This is a genomic window from Arthrobacter sp. P1_B4 (assembly GCF_056406555.1).
In genome coordinates, this window is record NZ_JBFTZW010000002.1 from 104060 (window position 1) to 119254 (window position 15195).

Annotated in this window: 12 protein-coding genes and 1 tRNA gene; 9 read left to right on the plus strand and 4 right to left on the minus strand. The window is 66.5% G+C overall.

The annotated features are described in order from the left end of the window. Window positions 1-150 precede the first annotated feature (150 nt). Window positions 151-233 (minus strand) — tRNA-Leu (locus tag AC1D1W_RS01765). 385 nt (window positions 234-618) lie between these two features. Here AC1D1W_RS01765 and AC1D1W_RS01770 point away from each other — a divergent pair. From AC1D1W_RS01770 to pknB, 7 genes are read left to right on the plus strand one after another with little or no spacing between them, the layout of a single operon-like run. Continuing rightward, a complete protein-coding gene (locus AC1D1W_RS01770; RefSeq protein WP_243178169.1) occupies window positions 619-1368 on the plus strand; it encodes an FhaA domain-containing protein in 750 nt (249 codons plus the stop codon). Then, on the plus strand, window positions 1365-1847 hold the full coding sequence (locus AC1D1W_RS01775) for an FHA domain-containing protein FhaB/FipA (RefSeq protein ID WP_018775647.1): 483 nt from the start codon (window positions 1365-1367) through the stop codon (window positions 1845-1847). Before AC1D1W_RS01770 ends, AC1D1W_RS01775 begins: the two co-directional genes overlap by 4 nt. Window positions 1848-1849: 2 nt before the next feature. Next, on the plus strand, window positions 1850-3652 hold the full coding sequence (locus tag AC1D1W_RS01780; RefSeq protein ID WP_476942776.1) for a PP2C family protein-serine/threonine phosphatase: 1803 nt from the start codon (window positions 1850-1852) through the stop codon (window positions 3650-3652). Beyond that, window positions 3649-5094, plus strand: coding sequence for an FtsW/RodA/SpoVE family cell cycle protein (locus AC1D1W_RS01785; protein ID WP_028278228.1), 1446 nt, complete (start codon window positions 3649-3651; stop codon window positions 5092-5094). The genes AC1D1W_RS01780 and AC1D1W_RS01785 overlap by 4 nt, the downstream gene beginning before the upstream one ends. Then, window positions 5091-6548 (plus strand): peptidoglycan D,D-transpeptidase FtsI family protein, encoded by a 1458-nt coding sequence (locus AC1D1W_RS01790; protein WP_476942777.1) that lies wholly within the window; start codon window positions 5091-5093, stop codon window positions 6546-6548. The genes AC1D1W_RS01785 and AC1D1W_RS01790 overlap by 4 nt, the downstream gene beginning before the upstream one ends. After that, entirely contained in the window at window positions 6545-8389 is a 1845-nt protein-coding gene (locus AC1D1W_RS01795; protein WP_476942778.1) for a protein kinase domain-containing protein, read from the plus strand. The genes AC1D1W_RS01790 and AC1D1W_RS01795 overlap by 4 nt, the downstream gene beginning before the upstream one ends. Before the next feature lie 6 nt (window positions 8390-8395). Next, the gene (gene pknB / locus AC1D1W_RS01800) at window positions 8396-10381 is read left to right on the plus strand and encodes a Stk1 family PASTA domain-containing Ser/Thr kinase (protein ID WP_476942779.1); all 1986 of its coding nucleotides are present in this window, start codon (window positions 8396-8398) and stop codon (window positions 10379-10381) included. A gap of 63 nt (window positions 10382-10444) precedes the next feature. Here the strand turns inward: pknB and AC1D1W_RS01805 are convergent, their stop codons facing one another. Continuing rightward, the gene (locus tag AC1D1W_RS01805) at window positions 10445-11086 is read right to left on the minus strand and encodes an anthranilate synthase component II (RefSeq protein ID WP_028278232.1); all 642 of its coding nucleotides are present in this window, start codon (window positions 11084-11086) and stop codon (window positions 10445-10447) included. Window positions 11087-11256: 170 nt separating this feature from the next. Next, on the minus strand, window positions 11257-12006 hold the full coding sequence (locus tag AC1D1W_RS01810; protein WP_476942818.1) for a class E sortase: 750 nt from the start codon (window positions 12004-12006) through the stop codon (window positions 11257-11259). Window positions 12007-12203: 197 nt separating this feature from the next. On the opposite strand from AC1D1W_RS01810, the gene AC1D1W_RS01815 reads away from it, so the two are divergent. Together AC1D1W_RS01815 and AC1D1W_RS01820 are read left to right on the plus strand one after the other, a co-directional pair. Continuing rightward, window positions 12204-12458: a cell division protein CrgA gene (locus AC1D1W_RS01815; protein ID WP_243178163.1), complete on the plus strand. Its 255-nt coding sequence runs from the start codon at window positions 12204-12206 to the stop codon at window positions 12456-12458. A gap of 105 nt (window positions 12459-12563) precedes the next feature. Further along, entirely contained in the window at window positions 12564-13169 is a 606-nt protein-coding gene (locus tag AC1D1W_RS01820) for a DNA-3-methyladenine glycosylase I (RefSeq protein WP_243178162.1), read from the plus strand. A gap of 1148 nt (window positions 13170-14317) precedes the next feature. Here AC1D1W_RS01820 and AC1D1W_RS01825 read toward each other — a convergent pair. Further along, window positions 14318-15187, minus strand: a complete 870-nt coding sequence (locus tag AC1D1W_RS01825; protein ID WP_243178161.1) for a rhomboid family intramembrane serine protease — start codon at window positions 15185-15187, stop codon at window positions 14318-14320. Window positions 15188-15195 lie beyond the last annotated feature (8 nt).

A 15195-nucleotide genomic window follows, 5' to 3' on the forward strand; every position in this document is an offset into this window, starting at 1 on the left:
ACAGACCGGCGCCGCACCACACCGGCGGGTCGGCGCAACACGCCGGAGGAAGCCTTCGAATGTGGGGAAACCGGAAAACCCCGACACCGGTTCTCCCGCGTGGGTTAAACAAAAGAACCCCGGTCCAAGACCGGGGTTCTTTCGATTGCGTGCGCGAGGGGGGATTTGAACCCCCACGCCCTTTCGGACACTGGCACCTGAAGCCAGCGCGTCTGCCGTTCCGCCACTCGCGCGCAACTTCTTCCACTCGGATAGGGCCGGTTTCCCGGACCGCCAACCTCGCAAAAGCAGCGAGATCAAGCATAACGGACAACTGCCGGAAAACACCAATCGAGCCCCAGAGCCCACTGATTGGGGTCGTTTGCCGGCCACGTTTGCCCCGCCGCCGGGCGTCACGCGGGGACCCCGCCGCGGCCGTCCCGGCGGCGGTGTCCGCGCACGTCAGGGCGCGGCGGGCACTCATTTTGACGTCGCCCCGGCGGCGTCCGTTGAGGCCATTCCCAGACACGCCCAGTAGTATCTGATGTAGGAGTGTCCGCTGAGCGCGGGCTCGCAAAAGTTGGAAACCGAGTTCCGGAACGAACGCTGCCCCGCAGCCACCAGGAAAGGAGAAGGACCATGGGATTGCTGGACAAAGTCGAGCGCGGCATCGAAAAGGCCGTCCGCGGAGTCTTCTCCACCGGTTCCCGCGCCCAGGTTGAGCCTGTCGAGATCGCGAGCCGCCTCCGCACCGAGGTGGACAACAAGGCCATCACGATTGCCGCGGGACGCACCCTGGCCCCTAACGTTTTTGACGTACTCCTCAGCAGCGATGACTTCCAGCGCGCCCAGGAATGGGGCACACCGCTCGCGGAGGAGCTGTGCGACGTCGTCATCAACCATGTCCGCAGCCAGGGGTACACCCTCCAGGGCCCGGTCCGGATCAGTTTCCGCCGCGATGAGGAGCACCGCGCCGGGAATTTCGACATCACCTCGCGGACCGAGAAAGCCTCCGCCCCTTCCGTCCCGGCTCAGCCGGGCATTCACGGCAATGTACCCGCGGCTCCGACACGCCAGCCTGCACAGCTTCAGCCTGTACTGGACATCGACGGCCAGCGCTATTCGCTGAACGCGCCCTCAATCGTCCTCGGACGGTCCTCCGAAGCAGACATCCTTATTGACGACACCGGCGTTTCGCGCCGCCACCTGGAAATCCGGACTGGGCCTGGCACGGCTCAGGCGATCGATCTCGGCTCCACGAACGGCAGCTACGTCAACGGCCAAAAGATCGTAGGCAGTTCGGAGCTTGCTGACGGCGCCACGATCATGATGGGACGAACCAAAATCATCTTCCGCCTACTGCCCGCCCACCCAGGCGGCCGCGCATGAGCGAATTGACCATCACGGCCCTGCGTTTCGGGTTCCTCATCCTCCTGTGGGTGCTGATCTTCAGTATTGTCTCGGCCATGCGCCGCGACCTGATGATCGGCCGCAAGGCGGCGGCCGGTGCCCCCACGGCACGCCAGGTGCGCAAGAATCCTTCCCTTGCCGAACCGCCGCCGGCCCCCGTCAAACAGCAGGCCCGCCAGCTGATCGTGACCGAGGGACCGTTGAAGGGCACCACCATCGCCCTCGCGGCGAGCCCCATCCTCCTGGGCCGGGCACAGGAAGCCACCCTGGTCCTGGAGGACGACTACGCCTCGGGCCGCCATGCCCGCCTGTTCCCGCAGGGCAGCCGCTGGTTCATCGAGGACCTCGGCTCCACTAATGGCACGTATCTGGCAGACCAGCAGCTGACCCGGGCCCTCCCGGTGGAGCTGGGCGTCCCCGTGAGAATCGGCAAGACGGTCATCGAATTGAGGCCGTAGCCGTGGCTGCCCCGGCATTTCCCGCAGACAGGGCCGAAGGCAAGACAACTGCCCCGAAGCGGCCGCTGATCATGCGCTACGCCGCGCGCTCAGACGTCGGCCGCATACGCGCCAAGAATGACGACTCCGCCTACGTCGGCCGGCACCTCGCCGTCGTTGCCGACGGCATGGGTGGCCATGCCGGCGGCGACGTCGCCTCTGCCGCGACCGTCCTGGACATGATCCATCTGGACCATGACGACTACGACGGCGACCCCGGCACCGTCCTCGCCGACGAAATCCAGACGGCCAACTCCCTGCTGTCCGAACTGGTCCACATGAATCCCAAGCTTGCCGGGATGGGTACCACGGTCACGGCCCTGCTCCTCGCCGAAGGAAAGCTCCACTTCGCCCACATCGGCGACTCCCGGGCCTACCGGCTGCGTGACGGCGAGTTCGAACAGGTCAGCGTCGACCACACCTTTGTCCAGCGGCTCATCGATGAGGGCCGGCTCCGCCCCGAAGAGGCCGAAACGCATCCGCACAAGAACGTCCTCATGCGCGTGCTGGGGGACGTCGATGCCAGCCCGGAGCTGGATCTTGACACACTGGCTGTCCAGGCCGGGGAACGATGGCTGCTCTGCTCGGACGGCCTGAACTATGTGGCCGGCCACGTCGTGGAGCGCACCGTCCGGGAGACGAAGGACCTGGGCGAATGCGCCGAACTGCTGGTTGAACTCACGCTGGAGGCCGGCGCCCCGGACAACGTGACCGTGGTGGTACTCGACATTGCCGAGCCGACCCGTGATGACGTCCGGACCGCCGCCGTCGACGTCGTGCCCGCGCCCGCAGCGGCCGCCGGGACGTCAGCGCCCGCGGCCCCGGCCGGAACCCTGGCCGGGTCCCTGGCCGGCAGCACCGTTGGTGCCGCGAAAACCCCCGGCGGGTCCGTAAAGAAGGACAACTCCGCCCAAGACACCGGGTCCGCCGCGCTGGCCACCGCGGCAGGAGCCTCAGGGCCGCCGCCGGCCGACCCCGCCCCAGGGTCCCCGGCCGACGGCAAGCCGCCGGGCGCCGCCGCACAGAAGGCTGCCGAGGGCAAGGAGCCCGAGACCACCACCGACCCGCATCTGGGTGAACATCTCTCGGCCGAAGTCCTGCGGGAAGAACTCTCCATGCGCCCGCACGAACTTGTCGGGGCCGCCGCCGCAGCGGCGGAATCAGGTTCCATTCCTTCCATCGCCGGACGCACCGTGGCCCGCCGCGCGGCCACGGTCCTCACGCACAAGTCCGAACAGGACCGCGAGGAGGCCGACGACTTCAGGCCCGCCGGACGGCCGCGCCGGTGGCTCACCGTATCCATTGCCGCCGCGATCGTCGCGCTGCTCGCCGTCGGACTCTGGCTTGGCTACGCCTGGACCCAGACGCGCTACTACATCGGCGAACACGATCAGCATGTGGCCATCTTCAACGGCGTCTCCCAGCGTCTCGGGCCCATCCAGCTTTCCACTCTCGAAGCGGTAACCGATATCAAGATGTCCGACCTTCCCGAATTTTCGCAGCAGCGGGTGCGCCTGACTGTGCCCGCCCGCGACCTCTACGACGCGCAGCGAATCGTCAAAAACCTGGAACGCACCGGCACGACCGCCCCGGCCGATGAATGCCTCACCCCGTCCCCCGCAGCGACGGCCGCCGGTGCCACCCCCTCCCCCGGCAGCACGGCCAAGCCGGGCTCCACGGCGTCGCCAAGTGCCACAGCCTCCCCTAGAGCGGCCAAGCCGTCGCCATCCGCCACCCCGACTACGAATTGCGAGGGGGCCAAATGACACCCATCGACCCCGTGCCCAGGCCACGACGAAACGTGGAGCTGGTCCTCCTGGTCCTCGCCCTCGCCGTAGGGATTGGTGCCCAGGCGCTCGTGGGCGTGGACCGGCAAAAAGCGTTCGACACCGACTTCTGGTTTCAGTCCGGACTCCTGGCGTTGGCCGCCCTCGCCTTCCATGTGGTGCTGCGGCTCCGCGCAAAATATGCCGACCCGGTAATACTTCCGCTCGTGGTCGCCCTTAACGGGCTGGGCCTGGCCATGATCCACCGGCTGGACAGGGTAGGCGAAGACACCGGCAACAACCAGCTGCGCTGGACCCTGGTGGCCATGGCGGTCGCGATCGCGGTCATTTGGTTCCTCAAGGACCACCGGATCCTGCGCCGCTTCACCTATATCTCCCTGGCCATCAGCGCCGTGCTCCTCATCCTGCCGCTGGTTCCCGGCATCTCCGCCGGAGAGGTCCTGGGTGCCAGCGTCTGGATCAAGATCGGTTCCATGACCTTCCAGCCGGGTGAAATCGCCAAGATCACGCTGGCCATCTTCTTTGCCGGCTATCTGTCGTCGAACCGGGACCTGATCCTGCTGGCTGGCCGCAAGATCGGCCCGGTGCAGTTCCCACGGTTCAAGGACATGGGCCCCATGATCACCGCCTGGCTCGTGAGCATCGGCGTGCTGGTCTTCCAGCGTGACCTCGGATCCTCGATCCTGTTCTTCGGCCTGTTCCTCGTCATGATCTACGTCGCCACGAGCCGCATCAGCTGGGTGATCATCGGCCTTGTGTTGATTGCCGTCGGCGGCTTCGTCGCTGCCCGCGTGTTCTCGCACGTGGCCCTGCGGATCGACGGCTGGCTCAACGCGTTCACCGATGAGGTCTACGGCCGGCAGTTCGGCGGCAGCCTTCAAATTGTCGAGGGCTTGTTCGGCATGGCCAACGGCGGACTGGTCGGCACCGGCCTCGGCCAGGGCCGGCCCAACCTCGTCCCCTTCGCCAACAGCGACATGATCATTGCCTCCTTTGGTGAGGAGCTGGGCCTGATCGGCGTCTTCGCGATCGTCCTGATGTACCTGCTGCTGTTCACCCGGGGCTTCCGCGCCGCGCTGGGCACCCGCGACGCGTTCGGCAAACTGCTCGCCACCGGGCTCTCCTTCGCGATCGCGCTGCAGTGCTTTGTGGTGATCGGCGGCGTGACGCGCCTGATCCCGCTGACCGGACTTACGACGCCGTTCCTCGCCGCCGGCGGGTCCTCGCTCCTGGCGAACTGGATCATTGTGGGTCTGCTGCTCATGATTTCGCACTCCGCGCGCGGCCCGGTGGATACAACGCCACTGCCGCCCGGCCAGGAACCCGGTGCGCGCAAGAACTTCCCCGTGCTGCCTGCCAAACCGGCGCCGGATCCCCGAAACAGTCCCGACGCACCCACCGAGGCGGTGAAACAGCTGTGAACCAGGCCATCCGCAATTCATGGATTGCCGCCATCGCGATGTTCGTGCTGGTCTTCGGCGCGCTCAGCTATGTGCAGGTGGTTGGCGCCGACGAGCTTAAGGCCAACGCCTGGAACAGGCGCGCCATCCTGCAGAACTACTGCAACGACCGCGGTGCGATCATTGTCGGCGGCACCCCGGTGGCAGAGTCCGTGCCCGCCACGGAGAGCTGCAAATTCCAGCGGACCTACTCCCAGCCCGAGCTCTACGCGGGCGTCACCGGCTACTTCTCCAAGAACTACGGCCTCACCGGACTCGAGAAGTCGATGAACGATGTCCTGGCCGGCAGTTCGGACCAGCAGTTCCTGGACCGGGTGGGCCAGTTGTTCCTCGGCAACCAGCCCAAGGGCGCGTCCGTGGAGCTGACCCTGGACCCCAAACTCCAGAAGCTTGCCTACGACCTCATCCCGGACGGCATTCGCGGGCACATCGTGGTCACCAACCCGAAGACCGGCGCGGTCCTGGCCATGGTGTCCAAACCGTCCTATGACCCCAACCTGATTGCCACCCAGGACCCGGCCGCCGAACAGGCCAATTACACCGAGCTGAACCAGGTCCCCGGGATCAACCTGAACCAGAACGTCTCTGGACCCACGGGCGAGCTGCTGGCACCGGGATCGGTGTTCAAGCTCATTGACACATCTGCGGCGCTGAAATCGGGCAAGTACAACAAGGACAGCGACCTGCCCAACCCGGCCGAGATGTCCTTCCCGGGCATCGACTACAAGCTGCCCAACTACGCGGGCGGCAACTGCTACACGCGCACGACGGCGTCGTTCGCGTTTGCCCTGCAGCAGTCCTGCAACACACCGTTCGCCAGTATCGCACTGGACCTGGGGCAGAAGGCCATCGGGGACGAGGCGGAGAAATTCGGCTTCGGCCAGGACTTCGGCGACCAGCTCAAGCTGGACAGCGCCCCAAGCTTCTTCCCGAGCGAACCGCTGGACGACGCCGGGCTGGCGCAGTCCTCGATCGGCCAGCGCGACGTCCGCGCCACACCGCTGCAGATCAACACCATGACGGCGGCGATCGCCAACGACGGAGTACAGATGCAGCCGAACCTGATCAAGGCCGTACGCGCCCCTGACCTGCGGACGATCAGCGAACCGAAACCCCAGGCCCTGCGCACCGCCACGAGTCCGGAGATCGCACGGCAGGTCAACGAGTGGATGGTCAGCGTCGTCGACGACGGCATCGCACACCGTGCGGCCGTGCCCGGTGTCCAGGTGGCCGGCAAGACCGGTACCGCAGAACTCGGCAACGGCCTGAACAATTCTTGGTTTACCGGGTTCGCCCCGGCAAATGACCCGCRAGTGGCCGTCACCATCGTCATGGAAGGCGTAGACATCACCACTGGCGCAAATCTAACCAGTCCGAACGCGAAGAAGATTTTTGAGGCGGTGTTGAATAAGTGAGGCCTACTTCGGGAATCACCCTCGGCGGCAGATTCCAGCTGACCACGCGCATTGCGATCGGCGGCATGGGAGAAGTCTGGAAAGCCAAAGACCTGATCCTTGGCCGCATCGTCGCCATCAAGGTGCTCAAGGAGGAATACACGGGCGACCCCGGATTCCTGCAGCGCTTCCGCGCCGAGGCACGCCATACCGCCCTGCTGAACCACGTGGGCATCGCCAACGTCTTCGATTACGGCGAGGAAGAGGGTTCCGCCTACCTGGTCATGGAACTGGTTCCGGGGCAGCCGCTGAGCAGCATCATCGAGCACGAACAGGTGCTGTCCCCGGACCGCACGCTTTCGATGATCGCGCAGACGGCGCGGGCCCTGGCCGTCGCGCACGCGCAGGGCCTCGTGCACCGCGACGTCAAGCCGGGGAACCTGCTCATCACCCCCGACGGCCGCGTCAAGGTCACCGACTTCGGCATCGCTCGCCTGGCCGACCAGGTTCCGCTGACCCAGACCGGCCAGGTGATGGGCACCGCCCAGTACCTGGCACCCGAACAGGCCACGGGGCAGACTGCCACTGGAGCCTCGGACATCTACTCCCTCGGCGTGATCGGCTACGAGTGCCTCACGGGCCACCGGCCGTTCTCCGGGGAATCCCAGATCGCCATCGCGCTGGCCCAGGTCAACGACGCGCCTCCGCCGCTGCCGGACACACTGCCCAGGCCCGTCCGCGCCCTGCTGATGTCCATGCTGGCCAAGGATCCGAAGAACCGCCCGGCCGACGCCATCAAGCTGTCCGAGGCGGCCGAGGCCATCCGCAACGGTGATATCGCCGCCGCACACGCAGCCGTACCGGGCATGCTGCTTTTCGAGGCAGCCACCGGGCCCATCACGGCCCCCGTCGACGTCCCCACAGCGGCCACCAGCGTCATTGGCTCCAGCGCCGCGGAGGACAAGTCGACGTCGGCGACGTCCGCGCTGCCCGTCGTGGGCGCCGCCGGTGCCGGTGCAGCCGCCGGCCTGGCAGCCGGCGCTGCCGCAGCCAGCGGCTACGGCGCCCGCAACGCCCTCAACCGCGCCGACGCCCTGGCGGCCGAGCGAAGCTGGGTGCAGGAAGAGGAGGAAGAAGACTACGACGAGCCGGAGGAGGAGCCGAAGCGCCGCGGACGCAGCCCGTGGACCTGGCCGCTGATTGCGTTGATCCTGCTGGTGGTGTTCGCCCTGGTCGGTGTGGTCCTGAGCCAGGCCGGCAGTCTCTTCCCCTCGCAGGGTCCGGCCACGAGCAGTGCCACGTCCAGCATCGCGAAACCGAGCAGTGCCACGCCGTCGGCGTCGTCGGCTTCCCCGACCGAGACGCCCACCCCCACGCCCAGCTCCGCGAAACCCACCGAATCCACCCCGGCAGCGGTCAACCTGATCCCGGATGCCTACCTGGGGCGGCCGTACAACGATGTCCGCAACGAGCTGATTGGCAAGGGGCTGCAAGTCACCGGTGTCGAGGTCGTCAACGACGCGACGCCAGGCACCGTCACCAACATCGATCCCTCCGGTGCGGTCCAGCCGGGCACCACCATCACCGTCAGCTACTCCAAGGGCCCGGAAATGGTCGAGGTCCCGTCCATCAAGGCGGGCGCCAGCGAGGCTGAAGCCCAGCAGGCCATCCAGGACGCCGGGCTGCGCTGGGCCAAGGGAGCCGACGTCAGTCCCACGAACAAGAACGAAGATCCGGGCACGTTCGTGAGCTCGCAGCCTCCTTCCGGGTCCAAAGTGACCGCCGGAAGCGTCGTGACCTACCACCTCGCCAAGGCCACGGCCACATCCCCTTCACCGTCACCTACCAAGTCCGGACCCTAAACGATCATGAGCAATACACCCCGCACTCCGTCGCACAGGGAGGAACGCCCGGCGAACACGCAGCGCGTCCTCAGCGGGCGCTATGAGCTGGGTGAGCTGATCGGCCGTGGCGGCATGGCGGATGTTTTCCGCGGCCTCGATACCCGGCTGGGACGTACCGTGGCCGTCAAGCTGCTGCGCCCGGACCTGGCCCGGGATCCGCAGTTCCAGGCCCGCTTCAAGCGCGAGGCCCAGGCTGTCGCGGCACTCAACCACCCCTCGATCGTGGCTGTCTTCGACACCGGGGACCACGCGGTCCCCGGTGACCACGACGACAGCGTCCGGGTGCCCTACATCGTGATGGAGTTCGTTTCCGGCAAGACCATCCGCGACATGGTGCGGGCCAAGGACGTCACCATCGACCAGGCGATCGACTTCACCCTGGGCGTGCTGTCCGCGCTCGATTACAGCCACAAGGCCGGGATCGTGCACCGCGACATCAAGCCCGCCAACGTGATGTTTTGCCCCGATTCAAACAGCGTCAAGGTCATGGACTTCGGAATCGCCCGCGCCATTGCGGATTCGTCCGCCACCATGACGCAGACGCAGGCCGTCGTCGGCACGGCGCAGTACCTGTCCCCGGAACAGGCCCGGGGCGAAGCCGTCGACGCGCGCAGCGACCTGTACTCCGCCGGATGCCTTCTCTACGAGATGCTGACCGGCCGGCCGCCGTTCATCGGCGACAGCCCCGTCTCCGTGGCCTACCAGCACGTTCGTGAGATCCCCGAGCCCGCCAGCAGCCTCAATCCCGACGTCTCCGCCGCGCTGGACAGCGTGTTGATGAAGGCCCTGCAGAAGAACCGCGCCGACCGTTTCCAGGACGCCGCCGCCTTCCGCCGCGCCCTGCGGGCCGCGCGCAGCGGCGTTCCGGTCACGGCGCCTTCCGCCAGCGAGGCCCCCACCGACCCCACCAACGAGGTTCCCCGGCACGACCCCCTGGCGGCCACGGCAGCTTTCTCCCTGACCGGTGCCAAGTTCCTCGACGATTCCCCCGGGGGCCGGCTGCGGCCCGCCGAAGAAGCACCCGACGACGAGGAAGTGCTGCAGCCGGCGGGCACCGAACTCTATGGCATTGCGGACACCGGCAGCCTGCCGCTGGCGCTGCCGGTCGAACGCGAGCACACCCCGCGCCAGAAGACGCGCCGCCGCACCTGGATCGCAACGCTCGTAGTCCTCACACTGCTGGTGCTGGCCGGCGGCGGCCTCTGGCTGTACAACCTCATGAATCAGGCCCCGCCACAGGCAACCAAGGTACTGGTTCCCACTGTCACGTCCCTGACGGAATCAGAGGCCCTGCAAAGGCTGTACAACGCAGGTTTCAAGCCACAGCTCCAACGGCTGCAGCACGAGAGCATTCCCAAAGGCACCGCGATTGGCACCGTGCCGACGTCGGGGAGTTCCATGGCCGCCAACTCGGACATCATCCTCAACATCTCCGAGGGCCCCAGCGCGATTACCATCCCGACGGACCTGCCCGGCCGGACCGAGGCGGCAGCCCGCGATCTTCTCCACCAAACGGGGCTGACTGGCGCCCTCACCACCAAGATGTCCAACAACCCCACGGTTCCGGTCGGCATTGTCATCACCACCAACCCGGCCCCGGGCCAGGTTGTGGCCGTGGCGGACGCGGTCGAAATCGTCGTCTCCACCGGCAAGGTGGCTGTGCCGCAGCTGATCGGGCTGCCGCTGGCGGAGGCGGAGGCGAGACTGAAGGAACAGGGCCTGGTGCTCAAGGCCACCGAAGTGGAGAACACCCAGGTGGCTCCGGGCAAGGTGACAGGCCAGGCCGATGCCGCGGATTCGCTCGTCGAACAGGGCAAGACCATCACCGTGACCGTGGCGAAGGCACCGGCTCCGCCGCCGCCCCCGCCGTCGCCCACGCCCACGCCGACGCCGACGCCGACCAAGAGCGCGTCCAAAGAGGACGCGGCCCTGGGCGGCCTGTTCCCCTAACCCGGTCGGGAAAAACCTAGGGTGCCGGCTGCCGCCGCGCCGGCGCATTCAACGCCTGGCGGGTCAGTGCTTGATGAGCGGGCTCAGGTCTGCTGCCCGTTCGGCAGCGCCCGCCATGCCCAGTGACTCCAGCCAGTTGCCTAGCATCTGGTAGCCGCCTTCGGTCAGGACGGATTCCGGGTGGAACTGGACGCCGCACAGCGGGGCGGTACGGTGCTGCAGGCCCATCACCACACCGGTGCCCGTCTCCGCGGTGATCTCCAATACCTCCGGGATGCTCTCGCGGACAGCGGCCAGCGAATGGTAGCGGGTGGCCGTGAGGGGCGAGGGGAGCCCCGCAAAGACGCTGGTTCCATGGTGTTCGACGAGGGAAGTCTTGCCGTGCATCAGTTCGGGAGCGTGCGTCACGGTTCCGCCGTAGGCCTCCGCCAGCGCCTGGTGCCCCAGGCAGACACCCAGCATGGGCTTGTCGTGGCTGCCGCACCACTTGATCAGCTCAATGCAGACGCCGGCCCCGGCTGGATTCCCCGGACCGGGAGAGATGAGGACCCCGTCCCTCGCCTCGGCCATTTCGATCGCCTCGGCAAGCGTGACGTCGTCGTTGCGGACTACGGTGGTCTCCGCACCGAGCTCCTGGAGATAGCCGACCAGGGTGTAGACAAAGCTGTCGTAGTTGTCTACGACCAGGATCTTGGTTGTGCTCATGGGTGCCTTGCTGAACCAATCGTTGAATCTGTTAACTGGGTGAATTGCGCCAGCCAGGGAAAAAGGAACTGAACCATCAATACCAGTGCTCCGGCCGCCAGCACCAGCGCGGTCGCAATCCTGAGCCACAAGGGCCCGGGAAGGCGGCGGAAAAGCCAGCCATACATTCGTCAGCTTTCCCCGGCCGCGCGGGCCGCCCGGGAAATTTCAGCCGGCGGTCCAGCCGAAAGAGACTGCCACCGCTCCAGCAGGGCGTAGGCCACAAAGCGTTCCTCGGAGCCAAACCGCGGGTTGCAGCTCGTCATGGTCAGGTAGCTCTGCGTCGGCGCGGCGCCCGGCAGCATCGGCACCGGCAACAGCACATCGGTCCGCGAGGGAAGGACTGTCTGGCTGTTCCGGAACACGTAGACATAGTAGCCCTCACGGGTCTGGACGTAGATCCGGTCCCCGGGCACCAGGGCGTCGATATGGTCCACGACGGCGCCGTGGAACTGCCGGTGCCCTGCCACGGCGAAGTTTCCCGCAGCCCCCGGCATGGCCGTGCCCTGATAGTGCCCGATGCCCAGAGTGTCCAACACCGCCGGAGTGGTTCCCTGAACCATTGGACGCGTGTATCCGGCGCCGAAACGGGGAACGTACAGGATGCCGATGGTCGCGCCCTCGGCCGGTTCGGGCGCGACGGCGGGTTCCGGGGCAACAGCCGACGACGGCAGAGGCGGCGCTGCGGGAGCGGCGGTTCCAATCCCGCGGGCAAAGTCGTGCACCGCCTCGCGCTGCCGGGCGTCGGAGGCCACATTCGTCCACCACAACTGCCAGGCCACAAAGAGCAGGACAATGACGCCCGCGGTCAGAAGCAGCTCGCCCGCGACGTGGATGGTGCGCTGAGCAGCCCGCGGCGGCTGCGGGCCGTCCGGCCGGATCCCTGCTCCAACTCCAGCACTGCGGGTTCTCCTCCAAGACGGTTGCGGGGGTCCACGGCGTGGCCGGAACTACAGCTAGAATTGTGCGACACAAGAATTCAAGCTCGACCAAGAGCACGTTGGCCGGCAGGGGCTCGCTTCCTGCAGGATACCAAGCCACGTTGGCCGCTCTTGTTCCAGCCCGCCAAGGAGGATCAGTGCCCGAGTCGAAGCCGCGTAAAAGGACTGCCCCTGTGGCCCCGCAGACTTCTGCCGCGGAGGCCTACAAACCCAATCCGGTCTGGTTCAAGCCCGTCATGTTTGGCCTGATGATCATTGGCCTGCTGTGGATCATCACGTTCTACATCACCGAGGGCGCCTTCCCGGTTCAGGCTTGGGGCTCGTTGAACATCGTCGCCGGCTTCGGAATCGCGATCATCGGCTTCCTGATGACCACACGCTGGCGTTCCTGACACCAGGCCCGCGCGGCGCACATCCCTGACGGGCCGGTACACACAGTGTGCCGGCCCGCCGCCGTTAATCCACAGCATTAATCCCGGCCCAGCGAAGGAATCCAGATGACCCCGGCAGTAAACGGCTCGACCATTGGCGACGACGGACTGGCGCGGCCTGTGTGGGCCTCCGTGGATCCCATGCTGCGCGAGTATTACGACTCCGAGTGGGGCATGCCCGTCCGGGACGAACAGGGCCTCTACGAACGCATCAGCCTCGAGGGATTCCAGGCGGGGCTTTCATGGGCGACGATCCTGCGTAAGCGGCCCGCTTTCCGCGCGGCGTTCAAGGACTTCGACCCGGAACTGGTGGCCCGCTTCACGGACGCCGATGTGGAGCGGCTCATGCTCGATGCCGGGATCGTCCGGAACCGGCTGAAGATCCAGGCAACCATCACCAATGCCCGCGCTACTCTGGCGTTGAGGGACGACGGCGGCCTGGTTGACTTCGTATGGGCGTTCCAGCCGGCCGTCACACCCCGGCCGGACTCCCTCGATGAGGTCCCTACTACCTCGGCCGAGTCCGTCGCGCTTTCCAAGGCGCTGCGCAAGAAGGGCTTCGCCTTCGTGGGGCCCACCACGATGTTCGCGCTCATGGAGGCCATCGGAATGGTGGACACCCATCTGCTGGACAGCCACCGGCGCGGGTCATCGGGCGTCTGGTCGCAGTGACCCGACGGTGACCCGGCGAGGTCCCGCCTCCTTATCCACAGCTGTGCACAAGTCTGGGGAAACTTATCCACACTGTTTATAAGTTTCCGGGTCTTCATGCGGTTCAGCCGGGTTCAGCGGCCACAGCGGGGCGCAATGCCACTGATGAGATCCCCGGCCTACCCTGAATTACACAGCTGTAAGTTATTAACACTGTGGATTTCCTGTGGACAAGTTCCCTGACCCCGCAACAGGCCGCGGATGGCACCGCGGTTCCGCCGCACGGCCGGCTCACGGCAGCCTCGGGGCCGCCTTGGGGCCAGCCGGCCGCCCGACGTTGTTGTCCGTCCCGACAACAGCTGCAACGAGCAAGTTATCCACTTAACAACAGGCCACTACCCACAAGTTATCCACAGCTGGGGATAACAGCCGGTCGATAGGAGCCGCAACCCCCTCTGCCGGGCCATGAGCCGGGTTGAATCCCGCGGATGCTCAGACCATCAAGTTATTAACACTGTGAATAACCCTGTTGAAACACGCACCGCGGCCGTCCCACGGCCCGTCGTGACCTGCCGCCGACGCGGGCGGGGCCAGTGGGGGGCGACGGCGCTGGGAGTGCGGCGTGGTGACGCGGCGCCGCCTGGAGGTCCTGAGGTACCGGTCCCCGGCGTGCCCGCGGCACCGTTCTGTGGAGTACTCTCTGGAGTGCCCGCGGCGCAGGGCCTGCATAGGGCCGGGACAGGGCTGGTGCCGCCCGGCGCCAGGCAACAGGGCCTGCGCGGGCAAAGTTGTCCACTTACTCACAGGGCAACCCACAGAAGTTATCCACAGGTGTGGAGATCAGGTCGGCAGCATCGCCTGCAAGCTGGATAATCGCCAGCCCGGGCGGCCAGAGCCGGGTCGTCACAGTGAACTACACGCTTGTAAGTTATTAACAATGTGGATAACCGCTGTGGAAAACTCTCGGATCCGCACCTGTGAATTCAGGTGCGGGGGCTCGGCCCGGGGGTACAGGGGGAAAGGTCCATAAAATGGAGGGAACAGCCAAGGAACCCCAGCGAGAGAAACACTGGTAAAGAGTGAAGGGGGCCGGGCGCTAAATGCGTTCAATTACGGCCGAATGCGGCCGAATTGCGGGCGATTGCGGCCGGGGCTTCGGCAGGAGCGGGCTAAGCGCTGGCGCCGGTCATCCGCACGACGGACACGGCGGTCACCAAGGCCAGGACCACGGCGAGGCCGATGGCCTGCAGCAGGGTCTGCCGCGGGCCGCGGGGGGTGTAGGCAATGACAGCGGCGCTCAGGGCGCCGGTGACGAGGCCGCCGAGATGGGCCTGCCAGGCGATCTGCGGGACCATGAAGCCGATGACGCCGTTGATTGCAATAAGGACCAGGAGCTGGCGGACTTCGCCGCCGCGCTGGCGCTGGACCACCAGCAGGGCGCCGAACAGGCCAAAGATGGCGCCGGAGGCGCCGACGAGGCCCACTGGGCCGTTCACCGGATACACCGGGGTCAGCAGGAGGAAGCCGACGGAGCCGCCGACGGCCGAGAGCAGGTAGATGGCCAGGAAGCGGGCGTGGCCCAGCAGCGGCTCAAGGATCTGGCCGAATATCCACAGCGTGTACATGTTCAGGACGATGTGGAGCAGGAATCCCTGCGAGTGCAGGAACGCCGAAGTGAGCATCCGCCACGGTTCAACGCCGGTCAGGGCGGGAGCGTAGGCCAGTTGCTGGTAAATCCCGTCGTTGGGGACAATCCACTGCAGCGCATAGACAAGGGCACACAGCGCGATGATCACGTAAGTGACCACGGGTTTGCCGGCGGTCACGGCGCCGCCGTAGACGGTCCTGACGGCCGGCGTCGTGCGCTTGGTTTCGTTGACACAGTCAACGCATTGGAATCCGACGGCGGCCGCCCGCTGGCAGTCGGGGCACGCAGGGCGCCCGCACCGCTGGCAACGCACATAGGCGGGCCGGTCCGGGTGTCTGGGGCATACCGGGACCTCTGCGGACGGCTCTGCCGCCGGAATTCCGTAGCTCATGGTGGTGG

Excerpts from the sequence above, each read along its gene's own strand:
- AC1D1W_RS01805 (WP_028278232.1), bottom strand. The coding sequence starts at position 11,086 with ATGAGCACAACCAAGATCCTGGTCGTAGACAACTACGACAGCTTTGTC.
- AC1D1W_RS01775 (WP_018775647.1), top strand. The coding sequence starts at position 1,365 with ATGAGCGAATTGACCATCACGGCCCTGCGTTTCGGGTTCCTCATCCTC.
- AC1D1W_RS01770 (WP_243178169.1), top strand. The coding sequence starts at position 619 with ATGGGATTGCTGGACAAAGTCGAGCGCGGCATCGAAAAGGCCGTCCGC.
- AC1D1W_RS01820 (WP_243178162.1), top strand. The coding sequence starts at position 12,564 with ATGACCCCGGCAGTAAACGGCTCGACCATTGGCGACGACGGACTGGCG.
- AC1D1W_RS01825 (WP_243178161.1), bottom strand. The coding sequence starts at position 15,187 with ATGAGCTACGGAATTCCGGCGGCAGAGCCGTCCGCAGAGGTCCCGGTA.
- AC1D1W_RS01785 (WP_028278228.1), top strand. The coding sequence starts at position 3,649 with ATGACACCCATCGACCCCGTGCCCAGGCCACGACGAAACGTGGAGCTG.
- pknB (WP_476942779.1), top strand. The coding sequence starts at position 8,396 with ATGAGCAATACACCCCGCACTCCGTCGCACAGGGAGGAACGCCCGGCG.